This window comes from Streptomyces sp. NPDC003023 (genome assembly GCF_042888225.1).
In the GTDB taxonomy this organism is placed as follows: domain Bacteria; phylum Actinomycetota; class Actinomycetes; order Streptomycetales; family Streptomycetaceae; genus Streptomyces.
This window is the reverse complement of sequence record NZ_JBIAPL010000001.1, coordinates 1762936-1787148: the sequence shown is the minus strand read 5'-3', so window position 1 is coordinate 1787148 and position 24213 is coordinate 1762936. Positions and strand designations below refer to the sequence as shown.

At 70.5% G+C, this 24213-nt stretch carries 18 protein-coding genes; 9 read left to right on the top strand and 9 right to left on the bottom strand.

Translation table 11 applies throughout. The features are described 5' to 3' along the window. Positions 1–46: 46 nt before the first annotated feature. A complete protein-coding gene (locus ACFYV1_RS07455) occupies positions 47–1270 on the top strand; it encodes a serpin family protein (protein WP_389394390.1) in 1224 nt (407 codons plus the stop codon). A gap of 72 nt (positions 1271–1342) precedes the next feature. On the opposite strand, the gene ACFYV1_RS07450 is transcribed toward ACFYV1_RS07455, so the two are convergent. Next, positions 1343–2293 carry a helix-turn-helix domain-containing protein gene (locus tag ACFYV1_RS07450; RefSeq protein WP_389394389.1) on the bottom strand — a complete coding sequence of 317 codons (951 nt, stop codon included), beginning with the start codon at positions 2291–2293 and terminating at the stop codon, positions 1343–1345. A 103-nt stretch (positions 2294–2396) separates the two neighbouring features. On the opposite strand from ACFYV1_RS07450, the gene ACFYV1_RS07445 reads away from it, so the two are divergent. Next, entirely contained in the window at positions 2397–3428 is a 1032-nt protein-coding gene (locus ACFYV1_RS07445; protein ID WP_389394388.1) for a saccharopine dehydrogenase family protein, read from the top strand. 176 nt (positions 3429–3604) lie between these two features. Here the strand turns inward: ACFYV1_RS07445 and ACFYV1_RS07440 are convergent, their stop codons facing one another. Continuing rightward, positions 3605–4606: a glutathione S-transferase family protein gene (locus ACFYV1_RS07440; RefSeq protein WP_389394604.1), complete on the bottom strand. Its 1002-nt coding sequence runs from the start codon at positions 4604–4606 to the stop codon at positions 3605–3607. Positions 4607–4965: 359 nt separating this feature from the next. Between ACFYV1_RS07440 and ACFYV1_RS07435 the strand changes: the two genes are divergently transcribed. Then, positions 4966–5559: a DinB family protein gene (locus tag ACFYV1_RS07435; RefSeq protein ID WP_389394387.1), complete on the top strand. Its 594-nt coding sequence runs from the start codon at positions 4966–4968 to the stop codon at positions 5557–5559. Between the two features lie 93 nt (positions 5560–5652). On the opposite strand, the gene ACFYV1_RS07430 is transcribed toward ACFYV1_RS07435, so the two are convergent. The 4 genes from ACFYV1_RS07430 to ACFYV1_RS07415 all read right to left on the bottom strand — a co-directional run bounded on the left by ACFYV1_RS07430 (position 5653) and on the right by ACFYV1_RS07415 (position 11397). Continuing rightward, entirely contained in the window at positions 5653–8652 is a 3000-nt protein-coding gene (locus ACFYV1_RS07430) for a carbohydrate binding domain-containing protein (protein WP_389394386.1), read from the bottom strand. Positions 8653–9122: 470 nt separating this feature from the next. Beyond that, positions 9123–10310, bottom strand: a complete 1188-nt coding sequence (locus ACFYV1_RS07425; protein WP_389394385.1) for an NAD(P)/FAD-dependent oxidoreductase — start codon at positions 10308–10310, stop codon at positions 9123–9125. A gap of 347 nt (positions 10311–10657) precedes the next feature. Beyond that, positions 10658–10903 carry a helix-turn-helix domain-containing protein gene (locus ACFYV1_RS07420; protein ID WP_389394384.1) on the bottom strand — a complete coding sequence of 82 codons (246 nt, stop codon included), beginning with the start codon at positions 10901–10903 and terminating at the stop codon, positions 10658–10660. Then, positions 10903–11397: a DUF2975 domain-containing protein gene (locus ACFYV1_RS07415; RefSeq protein ID WP_389394383.1), complete on the bottom strand. Its 495-nt coding sequence runs from the start codon at positions 11395–11397 to the stop codon at positions 10903–10905. The genes ACFYV1_RS07420 and ACFYV1_RS07415 overlap by 1 nt, the downstream gene beginning before the upstream one ends. A 534-nt stretch (positions 11398–11931) precedes the next feature. Between ACFYV1_RS07415 and ACFYV1_RS07410 the strand changes: the two genes are divergently transcribed. After that, positions 11932–13569 carry an RICIN domain-containing protein gene (locus ACFYV1_RS07410; RefSeq protein WP_389394603.1) on the top strand — a complete coding sequence of 546 codons (1638 nt, stop codon included), beginning with the start codon at positions 11932–11934 and terminating at the stop codon, positions 13567–13569. A gap of 84 nt (positions 13570–13653) precedes the next feature. On the opposite strand, the gene ACFYV1_RS07405 is transcribed toward ACFYV1_RS07410, so the two are convergent. Then, positions 13654–14769 (bottom strand): glycoside hydrolase family 43 protein, encoded by a 1116-nt coding sequence (locus ACFYV1_RS07405; protein WP_389394602.1) that lies wholly within the window; start codon positions 14767–14769, stop codon positions 13654–13656. Positions 14770–15111: 342 nt separating this feature from the next. Between ACFYV1_RS07405 and ACFYV1_RS07400 the strand changes: the two genes are divergently transcribed. Continuing rightward, positions 15112–15993: an aldo/keto reductase gene (locus tag ACFYV1_RS07400; protein WP_389394382.1), complete on the top strand. Its 882-nt coding sequence runs from the start codon at positions 15112–15114 to the stop codon at positions 15991–15993. 69 nt (positions 15994–16062) lie between these two features. On the opposite strand, the gene ACFYV1_RS07395 is transcribed toward ACFYV1_RS07400, so the two are convergent. Then, a complete protein-coding gene (locus ACFYV1_RS07395; RefSeq protein ID WP_389394381.1) occupies positions 16063–16752 on the bottom strand; it encodes an esterase/lipase family protein in 690 nt (229 codons plus the stop codon). A 343-nt stretch (positions 16753–17095) separates the two neighbouring features. On the opposite strand from ACFYV1_RS07395, the gene ACFYV1_RS07390 reads away from it, so the two are divergent. From ACFYV1_RS07390 to ACFYV1_RS07380, 3 genes are all read left to right on the top strand, one after another. Continuing rightward, on the top strand, positions 17096–17389 hold the full coding sequence (locus tag ACFYV1_RS07390; RefSeq protein WP_389394380.1) for an ArsR/SmtB family transcription factor: 294 nt from the start codon (positions 17096–17098) through the stop codon (positions 17387–17389). Then, a complete protein-coding gene (locus tag ACFYV1_RS07385; RefSeq protein ID WP_389394379.1) occupies positions 17386–17772 on the top strand; it encodes a VOC family protein in 387 nt (128 codons plus the stop codon). Before ACFYV1_RS07390 ends, ACFYV1_RS07385 begins: the two co-directional genes overlap by 4 nt. A gap of 192 nt (positions 17773–17964) precedes the next feature. Continuing rightward, a complete protein-coding gene (locus ACFYV1_RS07380; RefSeq protein ID WP_389394378.1) occupies positions 17965–18801 on the top strand; it encodes an SMP-30/gluconolactonase/LRE family protein in 837 nt (278 codons plus the stop codon). A 108-nt stretch (positions 18802–18909) separates the two neighbouring features. Here ACFYV1_RS07380 and ACFYV1_RS07375 read toward each other — a convergent pair whose 3' ends face one another. After that, positions 18910–20250 (bottom strand): DEAD/DEAH box helicase, encoded by a 1341-nt coding sequence (locus ACFYV1_RS07375; protein ID WP_389394601.1) that lies wholly within the window; start codon positions 20248–20250, stop codon positions 18910–18912. A gap of 428 nt (positions 20251–20678) precedes the next feature. Between ACFYV1_RS07375 and ACFYV1_RS07370 the strand changes: the two genes are divergently transcribed. Beyond that, positions 20679–24203: an AAA family ATPase gene (locus tag ACFYV1_RS07370; RefSeq protein ID WP_389394377.1), complete on the top strand. Its 3525-nt coding sequence runs from the start codon at positions 20679–20681 to the stop codon at positions 24201–24203. Positions 24204–24213 lie beyond the last annotated feature (10 nt).

The window sequence follows — 24213 nt, the reverse complement described above, 5'->3', positions numbered from 1 at the left end:
GAACGAATCGGCGGACGCGGCCCGTTGACGACCCTGGGGGGACGGCATGCAGCCGAGAGCACGTTCCGTACGCGCGGTGAACCGGCTCACCGCGCGGTGGGCGGCCACCGTGACGGGGCACGGCGACACCGTCTTCTCCGGTTCCGATCTGTGGCCGCTCCTAGCCGTCCTCGCACACGCCGCCGACGGGCCCGCGCGGACGGAACTGGAGGACGCGGCAGGTCTGCCCGCCGCCGAGGCCGCCGACGCCTCGCGCGGCTTCCTCGAAGCGCTGCGATCGATCCGCGGCACCCGTACCGCGCTCGGACTCTGGACGAGGGCCGGCCTCCCGCTGCACGCCGACTGGACGGCACGTCTGCCCGCCGGGACCGTCGGCACCTTCGTCGGCGACCTGGAAACCGACCGCGGGAATCTCGACGCATGGGTCGTCGGGCAGACGGACGGACTGCTCCGGAAGTTTCCGCTCGAGATCGACGAGGACACGGAGCTCGCCCTGGCCTCCGCCCAGACCGTGCGGACCCGCTGGCTGCAGGCGTTCCACGAGACGGAGTCGGTCCCCGACAGCGGTCCATGGCAGGGCCGTTACCTCATCGCGTTGCGCCGCACCACGTCGCTTCCGGACCGCGTGGCCGTGGCTCAGACGCCGGACGGCCCGCTGACGGTGCTCAAGGTGCTCGGCGACACCGGCGTCGACGTGCATCTCGTCATGGGCACGCGGGACATGACGCCCTCCCAGGTCCTGTCCCACGGGATCGGCACGCTCTCCGGCCTCGGCAGCCCGGTTCCCGGCGACCGGCTTCCCCTCGGTGATGCCGGTCCGGGGCTGAGAGTGTCGACCGAGCGCAGCAGCACGCCGGAACCCGAGCTCGACGTCGTCACGATGCCGTTCCGGGTGGAGACGCATCACGACCTCCTGGAACAGGCCGCGCTGTTCGGCCTGTCGACGGCCATGGACACGAGCCGCGGGCACTTCCCGGAGATCAGTCCGGAGCCCCTGGCGATCGGTACGGCCGGCCAGTCGGGCCTCGCCGTGTTCGACGACACGGGCTTCGAGTCGGCCTCCGTGACAGCGGTCGCCGCTGTGGCCGGCGGTGTGCCGCGCTCCCGTTACACGGTGCGCCGCGTCCAGGCGTCCTTCGACCACCCCTTCGGTTTCCTGACCGTCCACCGCACTTCGCGCCTGGTCCTGAACGCCGGGTGGGTCGCGCACCCCGTCCCGTTCACCGGGTACGAGGAGATCGACCACGGCGACGCCCCCGAAGCCACCTGAACACGCCTGAAGACGGCAGAACGCGGCTGAAGCCGTCCGGAGCTGTCCGAGCCGTGCGGCGTCGACCGGTCGTCAGGCACCGGACCGCGAACTCCGGAAGGTGCGGCGGTAGTTGTCCGGCGGCACTCCGACGGTGCGGTTGAAGTGCCGGCGCAGCGTCGCGGCGGTCCCCATGCCGGTGGCCGTCGCGACGGCGTCGATGCTGTCGCCGGTGGTCTCCAGCAGTTCCTGGGCGCGCCGGATCCGCTGGGTGAGCAGCCATTGCAGCGGGGTGGTACCGGTCACCGACCTGAAGTGGCGGCCCAGGTTGCGAGAGCTCATGTTCGCCCGGCGGGCCAGGTCCTCCACGGTCAGCGGTCGGTCGAGGCGTTCGATCACCCACGGAAGCAGCTCGGCGAGGGGGTGGTCGTCCTGGGCGGGCACCGGGCGGGTGACGAACTGCGCCTGGCCGCCGGCGCGGTGCGGGGGCACCACCAGACGGCGGGCCAGCGTGTTGGCGATCGCCGAGCCGTGGTCCAGGCGGACGAGGTGCAGACACAGGTCCATCGCGGCGGCCTTGCCCGCGGAGGTGAGCACGCTGCCACTGTCCACGTAGAGCACGTCCGGATCGACCTCGACCCGCGGGTGGCGGGTGGCCAGAACCCGGGTGTGCGCCCAGTGCGTGGTCGCACGCCGGCCGTCCAGCAGACCGGCGGCGGCGAGCACGAACGCGCCCGTGCACAGGGAGGCGACCCGTGCGCCGGCCTCGTGGGCGGCGCGCACCGCGTCGACCAGGTCCGCGGGCGGCTCCTCGTCCACGTCTGCCCACCCGGGGACGATCACCGTGTCGGCGAGCGGGAGCTGGTCGAGCCCGCGGTCGGGCTCCATTCGGAACCGTCCGACCCGCACGGGGCCCGGCCCGCAGACGGCGACGCGGTACAGGGGGTCGGCCACGCCGTACGGCTCGGCGCCGAAGACCTCGTAGGCCACGGACAGTTCGAAGTGCAGCATCCCGTCGGTGACGGCGAGCGCGACAGTACCCATGTCCGAAATTGTACGGGCCATGTCGTTCCGGACACTCGCGCGGGCCGACGCCGGCCGACAGGGTGGTTTCACGACGGATCGATCGAGGACGGCGGGAGAACCCATGAGATCGGGTCACACGGTGGCGGTGTTCGGCGCCTACGGGCACACCGGGCGCTTTGTGGTGGCGGAGTTGCTGGAGCGCGGGTTCGTCCCGGTGCTGTCCGGCCGCGACGAGGGCAGGTTGCGAACGCTGACGGCGTCGCGTCCCGGGCTGGCGGTCCGGCCGGCTTCGGCCGACGACCCGGCCTCGCTCGACCGGGCGCTGGCCGGCGCGGCCGCCGTGATCAACTGTGCCGGACCCTTCTCCGCGACCGCCGCACCGGTCGTCGAGGCGGCACTGCGCGCCGGTATCCCGTACGTGGATGTGGCGGCCGAGATCGAGGCGAGCCTCGACACGTTCACTCACTTCGGGGATCGTGCCCGCGTCGCCGGCGCGGTGGTGATCCCCTCGATGGCCTTCTTCGGCGGACTCGGCGACCTGCTGGTCACCGCGGCGATGGACGACTGGACGGCGGCCGAAGAGGCGCATGTCGCGTACGCGCTGAGCAGTTGGCATCCCACGGCCGGGACCCGCGCCGCGGGTGCGGTGTCCCGGCAGCGAAGGGACGGTCGGCGTGTCCGGTACAGCCGAGGGCAACTGGAATACCTGGACGACGCGCCGCCGACCCTGAAGTGGTCCTTTCCCGACCCGGTGGGGACGCGTGCCGTCATCGGGGAGTTCACGATGGCCGATGTCGTCACCGTCCCCAGCCACCTGGCCGTTCCCGAGGTGCGTACCTGCATGACGGTCGAGGCGGCCAGGGACCTGGCGGCTCCGGAGACACCGGCGCCTGCCGCGGTCGACGATCGGGGGCGGTCCGCGCAGACCTTCCTCGTGGACGCCGTGGTGCGCTCGGGGGGCATGGAGCGGCGGGCGGTGGCGAGCGGCCGGGACATCTACGCCGTCACCGCGCCGCTCGCGGTGGAGGCGGTGCACCGTGTACTCGCGGGACGGACGAGGGCAGTCGGTGTCGTCTCGGCCGGTGCGGTATTCGATGCGCCCGACTTCCTCCGGTCCCTGTCCGCGCACATGTCGCTCGAACTGCACCGGTAGGCGCCGGCACCCCGCCGGTCGGGCGTCCTCGTCGGGCATCCGGGGCGAGCTCGGGCATCGGGCATCGGGCATCGGGGGCGGGCGTCCGGAGGGGGCGTCCGGAGGGGCGTCCCGCTCAGCCGTTCGGGTCGGGAACCGGCGGTCCGGCGAGCGGGATCGGCTGCCCGGCGGCCGGATCAGAATCCCGGCGGCAAGTGGCCGGCCGGTACCTCCTCCTCGGGCGCGACCGGGCCCGGCGGCGTACCGTCACCGAACGGCCGCCCGCCCAACGCCGCGCGGTCATGCGGCTCGAGCCAGTTCGCCAGGTCGGGGCCGACCGGCACGATCCCGGTCGGATTGATGTCACGGTGCACTGCGTAGTAGTGCAGCTTGATGTGCTCGAAGTCGACCGTGTCGCCGAAGCCGGGCGTCTGGAACAGGTCCCGCGCGTACGCCCACAGCACCGGCATCTCCGACAGCTTCCGCCGATTGCACTTGAAGTGGCCGTGGTAGACGGCGTCGAAGCGCACGAGTGTGGTGAACAGCCGCACGTCCGCCTCGGTGATCGTGTCGCCGACGAGGTAACGGGACGTCTCCAGCCGCTCCGAGAGCCGGTCCAGCCGGTCGAACAGACGCTCGTACGCAGCGGTGTACGCCTCCTGGGAACCGGCGAACCCGGCACGGTACACCCCGTTGTTGACGTCCTTGTAGACCGCGTCGTTCACCGCGTCGATCTCGGGTCGCAGCGCGGGCGGGTAGAGCGCGGGCGCCCCCTCACGGTGGTGGGGCGCCCACTCCAGCGACATGTCGATCGTGATCCGCGCGAAGTCGTTGGTGACCACCTCGCCGCTCGGCACGTCGACGATCGCGGGCACCGTGATGCCCCGGTCGTAGCCGGGATCGCGGGCGAAGTACGCCTCCTGGAGCCGCTCGATGCCGAGCACCGGGTCCTTCCCGCCGGGATCCAGATCGAACGTCCAGCTGCGGTCGTCGTGCGTGGGACCCGCGACAGCCATCGGCAGCGCATTCTCCAGCCCGAGGAGTCTGCGCACGATCACCGCCCGGCTCGCCCATGGGCAGGCCCGGCTGACCACCAGGCGGTAGCGTCCGGGCTCGACCGTGAACCCGTCACGTCCGTCGCGGGTGATCCGGGTGGTGATGTACCGGCTGTCGCGCGAGTAGTCCCCGCCGGATTTCACATAGCTCACGTACCGACCTCTACCCACGAACAGCGACCGCGAACGCCGAGCGGCATCCGGCGCAGGCCATTGGGACGAGCCCGCCTCGTGGATCAGCCGGGCGTCCTCCCGGTCGCGGTGGCGCCGCCCGTCGTCTTCGGCGGCGCGGCCCACGACCCGGTGGCTGACGTGGCTGCCGTGCGGACCGGTCGTCCGCCCGGCAAGCCGAGTGCCACAAGCATGCCGATGAAGGCGAAACCGGCGACCGCGTCCATCGCCACCGAGGGTCCCGCAGCATCATGAACGCGCCGGACGCCTGACCGACAGCGGCCCGGCAGAAAGCCGGTGGACAGAGCTCACGCGCGCGCCACACTGGTCGCATGACCGAATCCGACCCCAAGGCCGATCTCCACTTCTACCTGCAGTCAGCCCGCGACGCCCTGCTGTGGAAGCTCGAAGGGCTCTCGGAGTACGACGCCCGCCGCCCGCTGACGCCGACCGGCACCAACATCCTGGGCATCGTCAAACATGTGGCCAGTGTGGAGCTGGGCTACCTCGGTGACACGTTCGGACGGCCGTCCGGCGAGCCGCTGCCCTGGCTCGAGGAGGGTGCCAAGCCCAATGCGGACATGTGGGTCCCCGCCGACGAGTCACGCGAGGACGTCGTGGGCCTCTACCACCGGGCCTGGGCGCACTCGGACGCGACGATCGACGCGCTGGCGCTGGACACGATCGGCAGGGTGCCGTGGTGGCCCACCAGGACAAGCAGGGTGACGCTGCACCATGCCGTGGTGCGCGTGATCGCCGATACGCACCGGCACGCCGGGCACGCCGACATCCTCCGGGAACTCATCGACGGTGCCGTCGGGATGAGCCGGCGCAACGACAGCATGGCGCCGGGCGACCCGGCATGGTGGGAAAACCACCGGAGCCGGGTGGAGCACGCGGCACGGGAAGCCGACCGGGACGCGTGACGTCGGACGGGTGGCGCGGTACGGCACACGAGGCCGCGAGTACGGGGCCGGCGGCATTCGCCGCCGGCCCCGCGACCGCGGTCTCCTGACGGGCTACTTCAGGTAGGGGCCGGCTGTTCCGATCCTGCCGGTGCCGTTCAGGACGTAGACCCGCAGATTGCCCTTGCCGGGCGCGGCGACGGTCAGCCTGCCGTCGGTGACGACCCGGGTGTCACCGGTGACCGCGTCGGTGTAGGTGCCGTTGGGGATGCCGGTGTACGTGGCGGTGTGGGTGACGGTGACCAGCGCGAAGCTGTCCGTGGTCCCGCTGGTGTACCGCCGTTTGAAGGCCATCTCGCCGCTGATGCCCTCGGTCGAGTACTGGCCCGTCTGCAGGGCCGGGATCGCCCGGCGGATCTCGTTCAGCCGCTGCACATGCTTGACCAGCGGCTTGTCCAGGGTGCCGGCGACGGTGCCGGTGGCCGAGTCGACCTTGGAGAAGGCGGAGGCCTTCACGTCGCCGGCGACGTGGTCGCCGTAGTAGGCGCGACCGGTCGTGGCGAGTGGGCAGGAGGGACCGCAGTCGATCTTCTTGCCCGCCTGGAATTCGATCTCCGATCCGTAGTAGAGGGTGGGGATGCCGCGGAAGGTCCACATCAGGGACATGTTCTCGGCCCAGGCGTCGGTGCCGCCGGTGTAGCGTTCGCTGCTCTTGTTGGGGCCGTAGTCGTGGCTGTCGACGTAGACGACGTTGTAGGTGGCGTCGTTGTAGCTGTCGTCGGAGTCCTTGCCGTTGTGGAAGGCGTTCCGGGCGTCACCGAAGTTCATGTGCATACGCATGTCGATGACGTTCATCCCGGAGAACTTGCTGTGGTCCGGGGCGTGGTAGGTGTTCCCGTCGAGGAACGCGTTGGTGGACGTGGGCTGGTTCGCCGGGCCGGCCTGCTGCTCGTGGTCGTACATCTCGAGCGCGGCCTTCTCGTCGTCGGCGCTGTACTCCTTGCGTTCCTTCCAGGTGTAGAACTGGGCGGAGTGGTTGACCGAGCCGCGGTTCCACTTGTCGTTGACGAAGGCGGCGACCTCGCCGAAGACGAAGAAGTTCTTCGCTGCCTCCGCACCGTGCCGCTGGGTGACGCGTTCCTGGATGGCGGGCAGGAAGCGGCGGTTCCAGGTGGTGCGCGGGATGTGGACGGCGGTGTCGACGCGGAAGCCGTCGACGCCCATGTCGATGTACTTGTTGTAGGCGCCGATCAGGTGGCTCTGCACTGCCGCGTTCTCGGTGTTGAAGTCGGCGAGGTCGTCGTGCAGCCAGCAGGAACGGGAGTCCTCGCCCTCCCAGTTGCCGATCCAGCAGTTGTGGTAGAGCGCCTTCGGGAACATCCCCGAAGTCGGACTGGGCCACTGGCAGTTGTAGATGCGGTAGCCCTCGGGCGAGGTCCACTGGGTGGGCTTGCCCCAGTCGACGCAGGTGTTGCCGGAGGGTTCGGCGGTCGACCACAGGTCGCCGTTGTAGTACGACTTGCCCGTCTTCGGATCGACGGTCAGGCCGTCGTACTCGAAACCCGACTGCTTCTCGTCGTAGTACCAGCTCCACTGGGAGTCCCGGACACCGTACGCAGTGGGCACGAACAGGCCCTTGGCGCCCCACCGGGAGGAGTGGTTGTAGACGACGTCCTGGTAGATCTTCATGCCCTTGGCGTGGGCGGCGTTGATCAGGTCCTGATACGAGGCGCCGGCGGACTCCAGGCGCGGGTCGACCTTGTAGAAGTCCCAGCCGTGGTAGCCGTGGTAGTCGTAGTCCGAGCGGTTGAGGACGACCGGGGTGATCCACACGGCGGAGAAGCCGAGGCCCTTGATGTAGTCCAGCTTCTCGACCAGACCCTTGAAGTCGCCCCGGAACATGGGGTCGTCGTTCGCCGCGTTGCCTGACTTCCGGTGCTGGCTGCCGCCGCGGTTGTTGCCCGTGTCGCCGTCGTTGAAGCGGGCGGTGAGGACGAAGTAGATGGGGTCCTTGCGCGGGTCGGTGCCCAGCGGCTTCCCCGGCGCGGGCGTCGGGGGTTTCGTCCCGGTGGTCGCCGTCGCGGAGGCGGAGGCCGCGGAGACGTTACCGGCCGCGTCGGCGGCCCTGACACTGTAGGTGTAGGTGGTCCGTTCCTCCAGGTTCGCGTCGGAGAAGACGGTGGAGCCGACGTCGGTGACGACGGTGCCCCTGGTTCCGCCGGTACGGGTGACCTGGTACCGGGTGACGCCCTTGTCGTCGGTGGACGGGTCCCAGGTCAGCACGACGGACACGCCGTCGGCCTCGGCGGCGACCCCGGTCGGGACGGACGGCGCCTGCGTGTCGGGCGTCTCGCCGGCGCAGGGGTCGCCGGCGTTCGCGGTGACGGTGTTGTTCTCGACGGTGGTGACGCCGGTGGGCAGTGTGTAGTCGGTGCCCTTGTTGTTGTCCCAGACGCCGTTGCCGTTGTTGAACGCGGCCTTCATCGACGTGGCCGCGCCGAGATCGATCTCCTTCTTCCACCACCCCGTGCACGCCGTCCGCATGCCGATGCCGGGCACGGCGGTCCAAGCGCCGCCCGCGGGCTGGTAGTGGACGTTGACGGTGGTCCAGCCAAGGGTCCGGGTGGAGTAGTAGACCGTGGCCGTGTTGCCGTCACCCGGTGTGGGCGTGGGCGTCGGGTCCGGGCCGCCGCCGGCGCAGGGATCGGAGTGGGCGATCACGCCGTCCTTGACCGTGATGCTGCCCGTACCGAGCGCGTAGTTCCTGCCCGCGTTGTTGTCCCAGGTTCCCGAACCGTTGTTGAAGGTCGCCTGCAGGCCCTCGGCGGCGCCGAGGGAGACGGTCTTCTTCACCCAGTCGGTGCACGCGGCCTCCATCCCGACACCCGGCACCGTCGTCCAGGAGCCGCCGTCCGGCGCATAGTGCAGGTGGTACTGGGACCAGTTCTTCGTCTTCGTGTAGTAGAAGACGGTGGCCGTGTTGTCGGCCGCCGCGACCGGCGCGGTCGAGGACGAGGGGGCGCCGGGTACGGCGGACACCAGTCCCAGGATGCCGCTTGCGGCCACCGCGGCGGCCAGTGGCCGTCCGGGCAGCCGGGTGCGGGTGCGTTTCATACGTCTCTCCAGAGAAGGCCACGGTGGGGCCGCGGCAGCTGGGCACTGCTGGCGTCGGAGGGGCGAGCCCCATCCACCGCCTTCCCTGACGCGCCTCAGGGTCCAGTGCGGATCCCGCACTGGAAAGCCGAACAGAAAATTTCAGAAACTCCTTACAGGGCCGGGAAGTTACTCGTGCCCGACGGTGTCGTAAAGAGGCTGGGCCGGAACTGGGATCAGGTGCGCCCGATCGTCCTCATGGCGAGCCGCCGCCCACCGGGATGCGGACGATCCCACCCGCGCCGGCCCAGGACTGCCCCTCGGCGAGGGGGCTGCGGGGGCGGGTGCGGAGACGTCCGCGGGGAGGTTGCGAAGGCGGGTGCGGAGAGGGCTGCGGGGCGGGTGCAGAGAGGGTACGGAGAGGGCTGCGGCGACACGGCCCGGCGCAAAGGAGCCTGACGGCCGGGGCGGTCGGCGACGCGGGCTGCGCGTCAGCTCCCTGTCGCGAGGCCCGTGTGTCCGCCCGCGGTGTGCGGGAGGGGGAAGGACCTGTCGCCGAAGAGGACTCGACCGGCCGCGGCTCTGCCGAACGGCGTGCGCAGCAGTGTGAACGCCGCCGTCGCCGCGGCCGGAGTCCGCACCTGGGCCAGCCCCCTGCGCAGCATGAGCCGTCCCCGGAAGCGCGCTCGCAGCACGGCTCCGTCGTAGCCGGTCAACGCGTCGGGCCTGCCTGCCCGCAGCGCGTCGTCGAGGACCGATGCCGCGAGTTCCGACAGCCGGAGGCACGGATCCAGTCCGCCCGCGGTCAACGGGGACACCGCGCCCGCCGCGTCCCCCACGAGAAGCCCGTCGGCGCAGCTGATCCGGCGCAGCACGCCACCGACGGGGATCGGGCCTCCGCGCCGCTCGACCGCCTCGGGACGGTCGACTCCGGCCAGTCCGGGCGCCGAGGCGCTGAACCTCTCCAGTGCCCGGCGGAGTCCTTCCGGGAAGCGGTCGGCGGAGCCGGCGACGCCGACATGGGCGTGCTGCCCGTCGTTGATCACCCAGGCGAGATAGCCGGGTGCGAGCGACGGGTCGAGCACGCAGTGGAACGTCGGCGGCTCGTCGCTCCCGGACAGTTCGAAGACCTCCTCGGCACCGATCAGCATGTGGCGGTTGCGGTCGAGCCCGAGGTCGCGGGCGACTCTCGAGCGGGCGCCGTCGGCTCCGACGACGAAGCGTGCCCGGATCGCCGTCGGCCCGTCGCGACCCGCCAGGTGGAAGGTGTCGCCGTCACGGCCGACGTAGCGTGTGCCCAGCGCGATCCGCACGCCGGCGTCGACCGCGATGTCGGCCGAAGCCGCGTAGAGCGGCCCCATGTCCCCCACCCGGTACTCGTCTCGATCGCTGGTCAGGCTGACGGGGCGGCGCATACTGGGCGGATAGAGCATCACCCGCCGGATCGGCGGCCCTAGGCACTCGGGTGGCAGCGGAAAGTCGTCGAGCGTCTTGCGCACGAAGATTCCCGTGGTGCGGATGGCGGTGGCGAGCGCGGTCCGCCGTTCGACCAGCAGTACGTCATGGCCCTGCCGTGCGAGGAGCGTGGCGGTGTGGAGGCCGGCCAGCCCGGCCCCGACCACCAGTACGTCGGTACTGGCGGCGGCCTTCGGGCAGTGGGCGGTGTCGGCTGTCGTCATGGTCTGCTCCTTGTGAAGTGCGGCATCGGGGCGGAGGCGGGCCACGCGCGTCGGACACATACGGGGGAACTGAGCCCTCGGGTCGCGTCGGGTCGCTCGGGTCACGTCGCTTCGGGCAGGCATCGCTTCGCGCGGGCGCGGCAGCAGCGGCCTGCTCCGCGCGAGCGGTCCGTACCGGCGTGGTGGGCCTGGGCTGCTCGTCGGCCCCGGGGCCCACCGACGCCTCGACCCCCCGGCACCCAAGCCGGGGACAGGAGGTCACGTGGTCAGGTGGTCAGGTCGTCAGGTGGTCAGGCGGTCGTCTTCCAGGAGGCTGCCGGAGCGGCGCTCCGCCGCTCCCGCCTCGATCACCGGTGCTCCGCGTGCGCGGCGGCGTCGTCCACCAGGTCCTCCGCCTCCCAGCGCAGCAGGTCTCCCGGCTGACACTCGAGCACCTCGCAGAGCGCGGCGAGCGTGGTGAAGCGCACCGCCTTGGCACGGCCGTTCTTGAGGACCGCCAGGTTGGCGGGCGTGATCCCGACGCGTTCCGCGAGCTCCCCCACGGACATCTTCCGCCTGGCCAGCATCACGTCGATGTCGACGGTGATCGGCATCAGATCACCTCGTCCAGCTCGGCCTGCATCTGTGTCGCCTCGACGTCACGCGCGACCGCCTGGACGAGCAGCATTCGCAGTACGAGCACGATGAGCGCGATTCCGAACACCGCCAGGGAGACCACGCCGAGCAGGAGCACGATGCCCGGCGCCACCTCCTCGCCCGGCGCCAGGACCACCCCGAGCGCGAACACCAGGAGTGCGGCGGCCACGAAGGCGCCGATCACCATGTGCACGTACCGGAAGGCGGCGTGGGAGAACACGGTTCCGTGTCGCACCATCGTGACGAGCCGCCAGACACAGACCAGGACGACCTGGACCGTCACGGCTCCCAGGACGGTGATCACGAGGATCGGGGTGCGCCGGTCCGCGAGGACGCCGCTCTCATCGATGCCGGTGGCCGGCAGCGCCACCATCAGCGTCTGGACGAACACCGTTCCGGCGAGCAGTGCCACGAGCACGGCGCGCAGCGCAAGCACTGTAAGTTTCCCCATCGTCACTCCCTCGATCGAACTACGATGGAAATCTATCGATTCTCGATAGCCATGGCAAGCGGCTGATGACGCGCGAAGATTGCCGGGAACCGGCAATGCGCGACGGCCCGTCGTGCGTGCATGCTGATGCACTTCTCGGCGCAGGACTGTGTACATCGATGTAAATCAGCCCTTACATTGATGCTCGCCCGGCCGGAACCGTGACCGGCTGCCTGACCGCGGCATGCCGTCCCACGGCGGGCGAACACGTCCCGGCCCACTGTCCCGGCACCGTCCGGGCAGCTTCCGCGTACCGCTGTACCGCACCCTGTGCCGTCCGCGTCAACAGGAAGGAAGTCCGTGTTCCCTTTGCGTCTGCGCAGATTCCTCGCCCGCCCCTCGGCGAGCGCCCACCCGCACTCCCCCACGCACCCCTCGGCGAACACTCACCCGCACTCCCCCACCTGCCCCTCGGCCGACGCCGACCTTGGCGCCGCGTCCACCGGCGCCGCGAGCCGCTTCCGGCACACGGTCCGTACCGCCGCGGCCTTCGCCATGGCCGCGGCACTCGGCCTGACCCTCGCCCTTCCCGCCTCGGCCGGGGCCCCTGCGGCGGCCGCTTCCGCGGACAGCGGCGCAGCCGCCGGGACGAGTTCCGTCGCATCCACGGGCACGCCGTTGCGGGAGGGTACCGGCCTCTACCCGCGGGCCGTACGACTCGCGCACAGCGGTTCCGCCAACGGGCGTGTGCTGGCGAGCGTCGTCACCTTCGACGGCGACAACGGGCTCGGCTCCATTCACGAGAGCACCGACGACGGCGCGACATTCCGGCAGGTCGGCTCCGTCCGAGACCCTGAGTCCACGTCGGGGCAAGGCCTGTGCTGCGCGACCCTCTTCGAACTTCCGCGCCCTGTGGGCGCTCTGCCCGCGGGGACCCTGCTGTGGGCTTCATCCGCCGGTCAGGACGAGGCGGACCGCCGGATGGCCCTGCGCGTCTGGCGCAGCAACGACCTCGGGCGCAGCTGGTCGTACCTGTCGACCTGCGCCACCGCGAGCGGGACAGGAGGCCTGTGGGAGCCGGAGTTCTCCGTGGCGGCCGACGGGGCGCTGGTGTGTCACTACGCGGACGAGACCGACGCCGGGCACAGTCAGAAACTCGCCGCCGCGCGCAGCTACGACGGTGTCCACTGGCAGGACCGCCGTGACACCGTGGCGAGTGACTGGTCGGCGGACCGGCCGGGAATGCCGGTGGTCCGCAGGTTGCCGAACGGCACGTACTTCATGAGTTTCGAGATCTGCAACCCCGGCGGTCAGTACCAGTGCGTCGTGCACTACAGGACCTCCGCCGACGGGTGGGACTGGGGAGCCCCGGCCTTCCTCGGCCACCGTCCGGAGACGGTGGACGGCAAGTACTTCCGGGCGGCGCCGACCATCGCCTGGGCGCCCGCGCCGGACGGTGGCCCGAACGGCCGAATTCTGCTGGTCGGCCAGCAGTTGCTCAACCGGGACGGCACTCCCGCCACCGAGAGCGGACGAACGATCCTCGTCAACACCGAGAACGGTTCCGGACCCTGGTACGAGATCGAGGCACCGGTGCGGGTCGCGAACCCGACCGCGAACTACTGCCAGAACTACAGTTCTCCGCTTCTGCCTTCGGTCGATGGCCGGCGGGTCCTGGAGATCGCCACGGACTGGGACGGCGACGTGTGCCGGGCCTACTTCGCCACCGGCGGTGCCACGGGCAGTGGGAACTCCGCCGGTGTCGTGGACGGCGGCCTCTACCGGCTGGTGAACGCGAACAGTGGTCACTGCCTGGACGTGGCCGGCGACTCGCGCGCCGCCGGCGGAAACGTCCAGCAGTGGACCTGCAACGGTCTGGGCCCGCAGCAGTGGACGCTACGGGCGCGCGGCGGGGATCGCTTCACCCTCACCGGCCGTAACAGTGGGCACTGCCTGGACGTCGAGAACGGCTCCACCGCCCCCGGCGCGAACGTGCGGCAGTGGTACTGCAACGGGATGGCGGCCCAGGACTGGCGGCTGGAGAGCGTCGGCCGCGGCTACTTCAGGCTCGTCGCCAGGTCCAGTGGCCAGTGCCTGGATGTGGCCGAGGGCTCGAGGACGGCCGGCGCCAACGTCCGGCAGTGGACCTGCAACGGCCTTCAGCCCCAGGTGTGGCTGCTGCGACGGGTCTGACGGGCGCCACCGCACACCCGCCGGTTCCTCCCGGACCAAGACGCCCGCCGGAGCAACCGGCGGGCGTCCGGCACGCGTTCAGGGCTACTCGAAGAACTTGATGCTCCAGCCGGTGTCGTTGTTCGGACCGGGGACGTTGGCGCGGCTGTACGTGGTGTTGCCCCACCAGGCGAACGTCCCCGTGTACCAGTACCGGTTGGCCCACGAGTACGGGGTCCCCTTCGGCACGGCGTGGAACATCAGGGGGAACCGCGGACCGGCGGGCGGGCTGGTGGCGATGTCACCGTCGAGCAGGACGAAGGTGTGGTGGCCGGGGCCGTTGACGTACAGCGTCGGGTCCCAGCCGGCCATCATCGTGGCCCGATTGGAGCCGAACAGACAGCCGTTGGACTTGTACCAGTCCCATACGTACGTCGGGTCACCGCCCGCCCGCAGTCTCAGGTCGGCCAGACAGTACTGCTCGCTCCAGCTGCCGTTGGCGGAGTACGCGATGTGCAGTTGCCCGTTCGGGTCCTTGATGGGCTCCGGTCCCTCGTTGATGAACGGGTTGCCCACCACCCGTTCCCAGGCCTCCCGCGGCTGCGAGATGACATGGCGCGCGCCGGTCGTCGTGGTCGGGCTGCTCATACGGGCGATGTAGAGGTTCTGTTCCACGTTCGTGTCGCCGGCCCAGCCGGACCAGACGAACCAGCGCTGCCCGTTGAAGGTGAACATGGTTCCGTCGATGGCCCACTTGTCGTCCGGCAGGGCCATCCGCGTCTCGGCGGTGTATCCGCTGTCCGGGGAGGCGGAGCTGATGACGTACATCCGGTGGGCCGGTCCGCGGCCGGCGGAGAAGTAGATGTAGTAGCGGCCGCCGTCCCTCACGATCTCCGGAGCCCAGACCTCACCGTGATCGCGGATGTCCGACCAGACCTGCCGGGCGGGCGCCGAGGCGAGAGCGGCCGTCGACGTGGCCTGGCGCACGGCGATGCCCCCACCGGCCGACTGCACCGAGATGTAGGTACCACCGACGCGGATCACGCTCGGGTCCGCGGCCCGTAGACCGGTCTGGCCCTCGGGGGCCGCGGTGCCGGCCGGGGCAGCAGAGCCCAACGCACCTGCCTGGGCCGGCTCGGCGGACGACACGGACATCGCGGCAGCAAGGACACCGGACAGCACGACGGCGGCGATCCCGGAATGACTGCGAGAGAGTTTCATGGTCCTGGTTCCCATGGTCGGGCCTCCGCTTCGACGCCGGGCCGACGGAAGAAGGCCGACGTTGGGGTGACGTCTGGTCAGGAGGGCGTCGGGGCGGATCGGCGGCCCCGGACGTCGCGTGGCACGTCTTCCGACGTGCTTTACATCGATGAAATAGCGCTTCCACAGAATCCCGACTCGCACTGGACATGTCAACAGATCAACTGTCCCCACCCCGCCGCGCCCACCCTCCGAGGGCGGAGCACCCCCGGCGGGGCGCCCGGAAGTCCTGCCCGGGAACGACGGCCGTGGGCCAACCGCCCTGTTAGCGTCGCTCCTTGACCAAGAGGGGGAAGAACGCACATGGCATCGACGACGTTTCATATCGGCGGGGATCTGGAAGTACGGCGGCTCGGATTCGGGGCCATGCACTTGCCCACGGAGCCGGGCCCGGCCCGTGAGAACTCCCTCACGGTCGCCCGGCGGGCCGTCGAACTGGGCGTCACCCTGATCGACACCGCGTACATGTACGGCGCGGGAGCCAACGAAGAACTCCTGACCGAGGCTCTGCACCCGTACCCGGACGACTTGCTGATCACCACCAAGGTCGGTGTCGCCCTGTCGGGCGCTCCGGGTGAGTGGGGGCTCGACGGGCGGCCGGCTGTTCTGCGCGATCAGGTCGAGCAGGCGCTGCGCCGACTTCGCGTCGAGCGGATCGAGCTGCTCCAACTGCACCGGATCGACCCGGGGACACCGCTCGCCGACCAGCTCGGCGCGCTGCGTGACCTGCGGGCCGAGGGCAAGATCGGCCGGATCGGACTGTCCGAGATCACCGTCGCCGAACTCGACCAGGCACGGCGGATCGTCGACATCGCGAGCGTCCAGAACCGGTACAGCATGCTCGACCGCGAGCACGAGCCCGTGCTCGCGGCCTGCCGGACAGCGGGGATCGCGTTCCTGCCGTGGCGCCCGGTCGCGTGGGGGAAGTCGGGAACGACGGCCGAGGTCGCCGCCGTGGCGGCCGAGGCCGGCGCCACCCCCACGCAGGTGGCGCTCGCCTGGCTCCTCGGCCACTCACCGGTCATCCTGCCCATCCCGGGCACCTCCCGGGTCGACCACCTGGAGGAGAACCTCGCCGCGGAAAACCTCCGGCTGACTCCCCTCCACCGCGAACGTCTCGACCGCCTGGCCGGGCGGGCCCAGGGACAGGGCTCCGCGTCCGAGGCCGCCGACGGAGCCGGATGAGCACCGAGACGGCGGCGACGTCACCCGCGGGGACGTCACCGCACTCTCCGTTCACACCGGGACGGCGCGTCACTTGTCGATCATGTCGCGCGTCTGCGCGTACACCACCGCATCACTGAGCAGCGCCGTGTGGCCGAGACAGGCGGTCCGGGTGTTGACCGCGCCGGACACGGAGACGGAACTGTCCGGGTTGATCACGGCGTCACAGGGCGACCACCAGGTCGCGTAGCGGGGCGAGCCGGGCGTCTCGTCACCCGAGTTGAGAGCGGTCAGGAAGTCGGAGCCGATGCGCATCTCGGTGCAGGACGCGTCGAAGCAGTTGTTGGCGCTGTCGGTCCCGTGGTTCGGACCGCCCAGCGACACCCAGGCATCGACCTTGGCCGTTCCTCCGAGGTTCTTCAGATAGTGGCGCGAGGAAAGCCCGCCCATGGAGTGGCTGACGATGTCGACCTGAGTGGCGCCGGTGGCGGCGAGCAGCTCGTCGATCTCGGCCGCGAGTCGCTGGGCGGTGGTGGTGTTCGACTGGCGCGAGTCGTAGGACCACTGATCCAGGTGGGAGGACGGCCAGCCGTCGTTCCTGAAGCGGTCGGCCATGGTGTTCCAGTTGCCGGCGCTGCCGTTGTAGCCGTGCACGAACAGGATCGGGTTGCTGGAGGGGCCGAAGCCGGAGGCGCTCGACGCCTGGGCGGGGAGCGGCGCCTGTACTGCGAGAAGGGCACTGGCCGCGGCGACGGCGGACATCACCAGAGGTCTCTTCACGGGTCTACTCACATTCCTCGACGGAGCACTCGCGGAGCGTCAGGGACACGGCGCCGGACGCTTCCGGATCACGGGAGCGGGCGGGCGGGCGGGTGTATGGGCGTGCGGAGGTGCGGAGGTGCGGGTGTGCGGGTGTGCGGGGGCCCGCTGTGGGGCCGGTCCACCGCACCAGCACGGGAAGGGACACCGGTGTCTTTCGAGGGGTGGCGCGAGCTTACTGGCCAGTAAGTGCGCCCCGTCAAGGGTCGTGCGTCGGGTAGCACCCACGGCCACCTCGCCATCGGAAGGACTCTGCCGCGACTCCACTTGATAGGCAAGTAACCACTTGCCTATTCTGGTGGGCGTGGCGGAGGACATATTCAAGGCGCTCGCCGATCCCACGCGTCGGCGCATCCTTGACGAACTCGTGGAACGGGACGGTCAGACCCTGTTCGAGATCTGCGCGCGACTGCTGACCAAGCACGGACTGGGGCTGTCCCGCCAGGCGATCAGCCAGCACCTGGCCGTACTGGAATCCGCAGGTCTGGTCGTCTCACGGCGCCAGGGCCGCTACAAGTTCCACGATCTGAACACCGAACCCCTTGAGCGCATCGTGACACGGTGGCTCAGGCCCGAACCACCGGAGAGCACCCCATGAGGATCCACATTTCCAGCGTCTTCGTCGACGACCAGGACAAGGCCCTGCGCTTCTACACCGACGTACTGGGCTTCGTGAAGAAGACCGAGGTCCCGATCGGCACGGACCGGTGGCTGACCGTGGTCTCTCCGGAGGACCCCGACGGGACCGAACTCCTTCTGGAGCCCGACGGCCACCCCGCGGTGAAACCGTACAAGGAGGCGCTGGTCCAGGACGGCATCCCGGCCACGTCCTTCGCCGTGGACGACGTGGTCGCGGAGTTCAACCGGCTGCGCGAGCTCGGGGTGCGCTTCACCCAGGACCCCCTGGAGATGGGCCAGGTCACCACCGCGGTTCTGGACGACACCTGCGGCAATCTGATCCAGATCGTGCACGGCGGGTAGGACCGGCGCGGAGCCGCCGCGGTGCCCTCCTGGCGAAGAAGATCTCGCAGAACCGGTCCGGGTCCCTTCATCGGCACTCGGCACTCGGCACCCGACACTCGGCACTCGGCACTCGGCACCCGGACCGGATCACGATGAGTTCCGGAGGCCGGCCCGGTCTGCCTTGTCATGGACGAGAGAAGGAGCCACGGCATGAGCACCCCCGAAGTCCTGATGGACGGCATCGTGTTCGGCGAGTCGCCGCGCTGGTACGGCGAACGTCTCTGGTTCGCCGACTGGGGCGCGAACCAGGTGATCGCGCTCGACGCCGACGGCAGCCACGAGGTGGTGGTGACCGTCCCGTCGTTCCCGATGTGCATCGACTTCCTCCCCGACGGGCGGCTGCTGGTCGTCGACTCGGCACAGCGCCGACTGCTGCGCCGTGAGCCCGACGGATCGTTGGTGACGCACGCCGGCCTCTTTGAGATCTCGACGAAGCCGTGGAACGACATCGTCGTGGACGCCCAGGGCAACGCCTATGTCAACACGATCGGATTCGACTTCCCCCAGGGCGAGTTCGCGCCGGGCCTCGTCGTGCTGGTCACGCCGGGAGGCGCTGTCCGCCGGGTGGCCGACGGCCTCGCATTCCCGAACGGGATGGCGATCACACCTGACGGCGGGACGCTGATCGTCGCCGAGTCGTACGCCGAGTGCCTCACGGCGTACGACATCACGGACGACGGTGGCCTCGAGAACCGGAGGGTCTGGGCGCGGACGCCCGGCGACCATCCCGACGGGATCTGTCTGGATGCCGAGGGCGCGCTCTGGTACGCGGACGTGGGCAACCAGCACTGTGTGCGTGTACGCGAGGGGGGTGAGGTGATGGCCACGGTCGACCTGGACAGGGGCGCCTTCGCCTGCGCGCTGAGCCGAGGAGAGGATCCTCGGCTGTACGTCGTCGGCCAGAACTGGGGCGGGCCCGAGCAGTCGGAGCCAAGCGGCCGGGTCGTGGCCTTCCCGGCGCCCGCGCCGGGAGCCGGGAAACCCTGACCCCGAGCCCGGTCCGCCGTCCGGTCCCCCCGGCCGACCTCCCGCCCCGCCCGCCCCGCCCGTCCGGCGGGCACGTGGACGAAGACAGGCGTCCGGAGGAGGCCGGGATCAGCCGCCGCGCCGTACCCGGGCCGCCTTGCGGGCCTCCGCGAGCATGCGGGCCTCGCTGCTCTTGCGGGACGGCCTCCCACCGGAACCGCTCTTCGCGTCCTTGGCACTGCCCAGACCGCGGAACGGGGCGTTGTGGCTCTTGGGACGCGACACGGCCGGCCCGCCGTCGAGAGGCTCCCCGGAGGGGGCCCTGGCACCGGTGATCCGGCTCAGCTCCGCCTCGCCGGCCCGCACCTTGGTGACCTTGGGAGCGACGTCGGCCTCCGCCATGACCTGACTCGTCTCGCGGCGCTGCCCCGACAGGACGAGGGTCACGACGGTGCCGGAGCGGCCGGCCCGCGCCGTGCGGCCCGCGCGGTGCAGATAGTCCTTGGGGTCGGTGGCCGGGTCGACGTTGACCACGAGGTCGAGGTCGTCGATGTGCAGGCCGCGTGCGGCGACGTTCGTGGCCACCAGTGCGGTGACCTGCCCGTTCCTGAACTGGGCCAGGGTCCGGGTGCGCTGCGGCTGGGACTTCCCGCTGTGCAGGGCGGCGGCGGCCACGCCGCTGGCCCGCAGATGCCGCGTGAGCAGGTCGACGCCGTGCTTGGTGTCGAGGAACAGCAGGACGCGGCCGTCCCGGGCGGCGATCTCCGTGGTCACGGCGTACCGGTCCGGGCCGTGCACGACGAAGACGTGGTGCTCGATCCCGGAAACCGCACTGGACGACGGGTCCACGGAGTGGACGGCCGGGTCGCGCAGGTACTGCCGCACCAGTTGGTCGACGTCGCGGTCGAGAGTGGCGGAGAACAGCATCCGCTGCCCGTCGGGACGCACCTGGTCCAGGATCTCGGTGACCTGCGGCAGGAACCCCATGTCACACATCTGGTCGGCCTCGTCCAGGACCGCGATGCGCACCCGTCCCAGTCGGCAGCCCTTGCGCTCGATGAGGTCGTGCAAACGACCGGGCGTGGCGACGACGATCTCGGCGCCGTCCCGCAGTGCGGCGGTCTGCCGTGCGATGGACACACCACCCACCACGGTCGCGATCCTCAGCCGCAGCGCCTCGGCGTACGGGGTGAGCGCCTGACCGACCTGCTGCGCCAGCTCCCTGGTGGGCACCAGAACGAGCGCCAGCGGCTCCTTGGGCTGTGCGCGCCGCCCGGCCGTCCGGGCGAGCATCCCCAGGCCGAAGGCGAGCGTCTTACCGGATCCCGTGCGGCCCCGGCCCAGGACGTCCCGTCCCTCGAGCGCGTTCGGCAGCGCCGCCGCCTGGATGGGGAAGGGCACGGTCACACCGTGCTCGTCGAGTGTCCGCAGCACCTCGGCCGGCAGCCCCAGCTGCGCGAAGGACGCCATCGCGGGCGGCGCCGAAGCGGCGTCCGACGCCTCGGACACACGGTCCTGCCGCCGGGCATCGCCGCGTACTGATTCGCTCACAGAAAGCCTTCCTCCGAAAGAACCGTACCGAGGAAGGCGCGGCGGATACGCGGTCACCGGCCAGGAACACCGGACGGAGCACCGACACAGCGACGCTGCAAACAGTGAACGCTAGCACGGGAGACGCCGCGGGCTCCCACGACTGCACCGCACCGCCGTCGTCGGAGGGGCCCTCGGCGCTCTTGCGAAGGACCGCTTGCAGCAACCGCTGCCGCCGGGCGGAGCCGGTCGAACCGAGCAGTCGTGCATAGGGTTGGCTGGCGCACGTGGGGTGGCAACGGGCTCTGAATTCTGATGGGGGATGTGTGGACCGTCGTCCGGTAAAGCTTGTCCTGGATGTCCTGCTCATGCTGCTCGGGGCCTTGTTGGGCATGGCGACCAACTACGCCACCAGTCGGACGGACCATGTCCCGTGGCCACTGCGTCTGTTGCGGGAATGGTCGGTGCTTCTGGTCGCGATCGTGCTCTTGCTTCTCGTCGCGGGACAGGTCTGGCTGCACTTCCTGGCGCGGCCCGTCGCGATCACGCGGTCGTGGAGCTCCTCGCAGCCGCCGTACCCCGGGCTGGAGGCGTTCACCGAGGACGATGCCGGCGTGTTCTTCGGCCGTGACCGGGAGATCAGGGACCTCGTCGGCAGGCTCCATCCGTCCGCACCGGCCCGTGCGCACCGGTTTGTCGCGGTGATCGGTCCTTCCGGGAGCGGCAAGTCCTCGCTGGTGCGGGCGGGGCTGCTGCCCGCCCTGGGACGGCGGCGCGGCCGCTGGGTGATCGCGCCACCGTTCGCACCCGGCGCCGAGCCTCTGGTGGGCTTCGCGTCGAGTCTCGCCGCGATGCTGCCCGGTACGACCGCCGAGCAGGTTCGAACGGAACTGGCCCAGGGGCCCGCGGGCGTACAGCGTTGCCTGGAGCGGCTGCGCACGGCACGGGGCGGACGTGCCGCGCCGGTGCTCCTGGTCGTCGACCAGCTTGAAGAACTCCTCACGTTGACCGGAGCCCAGGACCGGGACGTGTTCCTCTCACTGCTCGACGAGTCGCTCGCGGCGGATCCGCACCTGTGGGTGGTGGCCACCTTGCGATCGGATTTCCTGACCGACTTCCTGGAGACCGGGCACGCCGCGCTGATCCACCAGCCGACGCTGGTCGGCGTGCTCGGCCGCACAGAGCTGTTCGAGGTGATCGAGAAACCCGCGGAACAGGCGGGCCTGGGTTTCGCTCCCGGGGTCGTGGCACGGATGGTGGACGATGCCGGAGGCGGGGACGCGCTGCCGCTACTGGCGTACACCCTTCAGGAACTCTTCCTGCGGGTGGGCTCCGGCGGGAATGTGACGGAGGACGACTACCGCCGTGCAGGCGCTGTGGCGGGCGCACTGTCCGACCAGGCGGACCGGATCACCTCCGAATTGCGTACGGCCGACGCGGACACGCCTGTGGTCTCCACACTGCTGAAATTCGTGGCCGTGGAGCACGGCGAACCGACCCGCCGCCGCGTGCACCGCGACGACCTCACGCCCGAAGAGCGCACCGTGACCGATGCGTTCGTCGCCGGGCGCCTGCTCACCAGTGACAACGCCGTGCTGGGTGCCGCCCATGAGGCGCTCTTCCGACAGTGGGCTCCGCTGCGTCAAGCTGTCTCGGCCGGCGCGGACAAGCTGCGGCGCCGTACGGAGTTGGAAAGATGGGCACAGGACTGGGAACGCTCGGGTCGGCGGGACGCCTACCTGCTGAGCGGCGAACGGCTGGCTGTCGCAGGCGATTGGGCGGACGAGGCGCCTGAAGCCCTCACCGGTGTCCCGCTCGTCGCCGCTTTTCTGGAATGCTCCATCCGCCAGGACAGAGCCTCCATGGAACGTGTCGCCGACGCGGTCGCCCACCGGGCTCTGGAAAGCGCCGAACGCGACCCGGAGCTGGCGATCCTTGCGGCGCTCGCCGCCGTCGAGGAGTGCGCCCCGACCTCGGCCGCCCAACAGGCCCTGCACACCGCTCTGGGCGCCTCCCGGCGGCGTGCGGTCTTCCGCGGCCACGAACAGGACATCAACGCTGTGGCCTGGTCTCCCGACGGGTCACTACTGGCGACCGCGTCGGACGACGGCACGGTCCGGATCTGGGATGCCCAGGAGGCCGCGGATCCCGTCGCCCTCACCTGTCGCCGCGGGGACAGGGTGTACGCGGTGGCCTGGTCACCGGACGGGAAGCGGCTGGCAGGTGGTTCGCGGGACCGTACCGTCACCATCTGGGACGCCGAGAGCTGGGCCGAACTCGGCGTGCTCACCGGTCATGACGACAGCGTCGGGGCTCTCGCGTGGTCACCGGACGGCGACCGGCTCGCCACGGCGAGCAGCGACCGTACCGTACGGATCTGGGACGCGGAGACGCATGCCGAACTGACCGTGCTGACCGGCCATGAGCTGCCGGTGTGGGACCTTGCCTGGTCACCCGGCCGGCGGCAGTGTCTTGCCAGCGCGTCGGACGACGGCACGGTGCGTGTCTGGTCCCTGTCGCCCGGCGGGCGCACCACCGAGCTGACCGGCCACCGGGCCGGCGTCTCCGCCGTCGCCTGGTGTCCCGACGGCCGCCGTCTCGCGTCGGTGTCGGAGGACCGCACGGCCATGGTGTGGAACATCGCCGAAGCGGAGGAGGCGGGGGACGAGCCGCAGGCCCGGAAGCTCGAATCGCTGACCCCGCTGAACTGTGTGACGTGGTCCCCCGACGGCCGCCACATCGTCGCCGGAGACGACGACCGCACCGTCCACGTCTGGGAGGCATGCACCGGTGAGGAATCACGGCTGATCGGCCACACCGACAGCGTCAACGGCATTGCCTGGCACGGCCGTCGCATCGCCACCGTCTCCCGCGATCGGACGGTGGCCATATGGGACGCCACTCCGCGTGGCAGCCGGAGCGGCACTCTGCTCGGCCACGACGACTCGGTCCAGAACGTCTCCTGGTCGCCCGACGGCACCCGCCTCGCCACTGCGTCCCAGGACGGCACGGCCGTGATCTGGGACGTCGCGCAGAATGCTCCGTTGGCCACGCTGAGACACGAAGGTGCCGTGTCCGATCTGGCGTGGTCCCCCGACGGCGAGCGGCTGGTCACCACGTCCAGCGGTACCGCCGCCCAGATCTGGGACGTACGCGGCCGGACGCATCTCGCCGTGCTGAGCGGCCATGGCGACGAACTCACGACGGTCTCCTGGTCCCCCGACGGCACCCGGATCGCAACGGCATCACGCGACAGCACTGCCCGCGTCTGGGATGCGTCGGACGGCACCGAACTCATGGTGCTCCGCGGGGACAGGCACTGGATGGGCGGGGCCGCGTGGTCTCCCGACGGCCGCCACCTCGCCACCTCGTCGACCGACAAGGCGCTCTGCGTCTGGGACACCCGTCGGGGAACGGCCGTGACGACCTTGCACGGGCACACGGACTACGCGTGGCGCGTCGCCTGGTCTCCTGATGGCCGTCGGCTCGCCACCGGTTCCCGGGATCGCACCATTCGCCTCTGGGACCCGTTCAGCGGTGCGGAGCTCGTCACCATGACCGGGCACCAGGAACGCGTTCAAGGCGTCGCCTGGTCACCTGACGGGCGGCACCTGGCGACCGTGTCCTGGGACCGGACCGTACGGCTCTGGAACCCGGACGACGGCCGCGAACTGGCCGTCGTGGGGGTCCACGACGACCAGGTCAATGGTCTGGCATGGCATCCGGACGGCTCACACCTGGCCACTGTCTCCCGCGACCGCAGCGTAAGAATCTGGGAACCCGCCACGGATATGGACGCCCTGCTCAGGCGCGCCCGGTCCCGGGTCTTCCGCCGGCTCACCGACGACGAGCGCCGCAGCTTCCTGTTGCCGACAACCCGAGCGGGAGTTTGAAGGGCATCGG

Coding starts and splice junctions, on each gene's coding strand:
- ACFYV1_RS07455 (WP_389394390.1), top strand. CDS start 47: ATGCAGCCGAGAGCACGTTCCGTACGCGCGGTGAACCGGCTCACCGCG.
- ACFYV1_RS07450 (WP_389394389.1), bottom strand. CDS start 2,293: ATGGGTACTGTCGCGCTCGCCGTCACCGACGGGATGCTGCACTTCGAA.
- ACFYV1_RS07445 (WP_389394388.1), top strand. CDS start 2,397: ATGAGATCGGGTCACACGGTGGCGGTGTTCGGCGCCTACGGGCACACC.
- ACFYV1_RS07435 (WP_389394387.1), top strand. CDS start 4,966: ATGACCGAATCCGACCCCAAGGCCGATCTCCACTTCTACCTGCAGTCA.
- ACFYV1_RS07430 (WP_389394386.1), bottom strand. CDS start 8,652: ATGAAACGCACCCGCACCCGGCTGCCCGGACGGCCACTGGCCGCCGCG.
- ACFYV1_RS07425 (WP_389394385.1), bottom strand. CDS start 10,310: ATGACGACAGCCGACACCGCCCACTGCCCGAAGGCCGCCGCCAGTACC.
- ACFYV1_RS07420 (WP_389394384.1), bottom strand. CDS start 10,903: ATGCCGATCACCGTCGACATCGACGTGATGCTGGCCAGGCGGAAGATG.
- ACFYV1_RS07415 (WP_389394383.1), bottom strand. CDS start 11,397: ATGGGGAAACTTACAGTGCTTGCGCTGCGCGCCGTGCTCGTGGCACTG.
- ACFYV1_RS07410 (WP_389394603.1), top strand. CDS start 11,932: ATGGCCGCGGCACTCGGCCTGACCCTCGCCCTTCCCGCCTCGGCCGGG.
- ACFYV1_RS07405 (WP_389394602.1), bottom strand. CDS start 14,769: ATGAAACTCTCTCGCAGTCATTCCGGGATCGCCGCCGTCGTGCTGTCC.
- ACFYV1_RS07400 (WP_389394382.1), top strand. CDS start 15,112: ATGGCATCGACGACGTTTCATATCGGCGGGGATCTGGAAGTACGGCGG.
- ACFYV1_RS07385 (WP_389394379.1), top strand. CDS start 17,386: ATGAGGATCCACATTTCCAGCGTCTTCGTCGACGACCAGGACAAGGCC.
- ACFYV1_RS07380 (WP_389394378.1), top strand. CDS start 17,965: ATGAGCACCCCCGAAGTCCTGATGGACGGCATCGTGTTCGGCGAGTCG.
- ACFYV1_RS07375 (WP_389394601.1), bottom strand. CDS start 20,250: ATGGCGTCCTTCGCGCAGCTGGGGCTGCCGGCCGAGGTGCTGCGGACA.
- ACFYV1_RS07370 (WP_389394377.1), top strand. CDS start 20,679: ATGCTGCTCGGGGCCTTGTTGGGCATGGCGACCAACTACGCCACCAGT.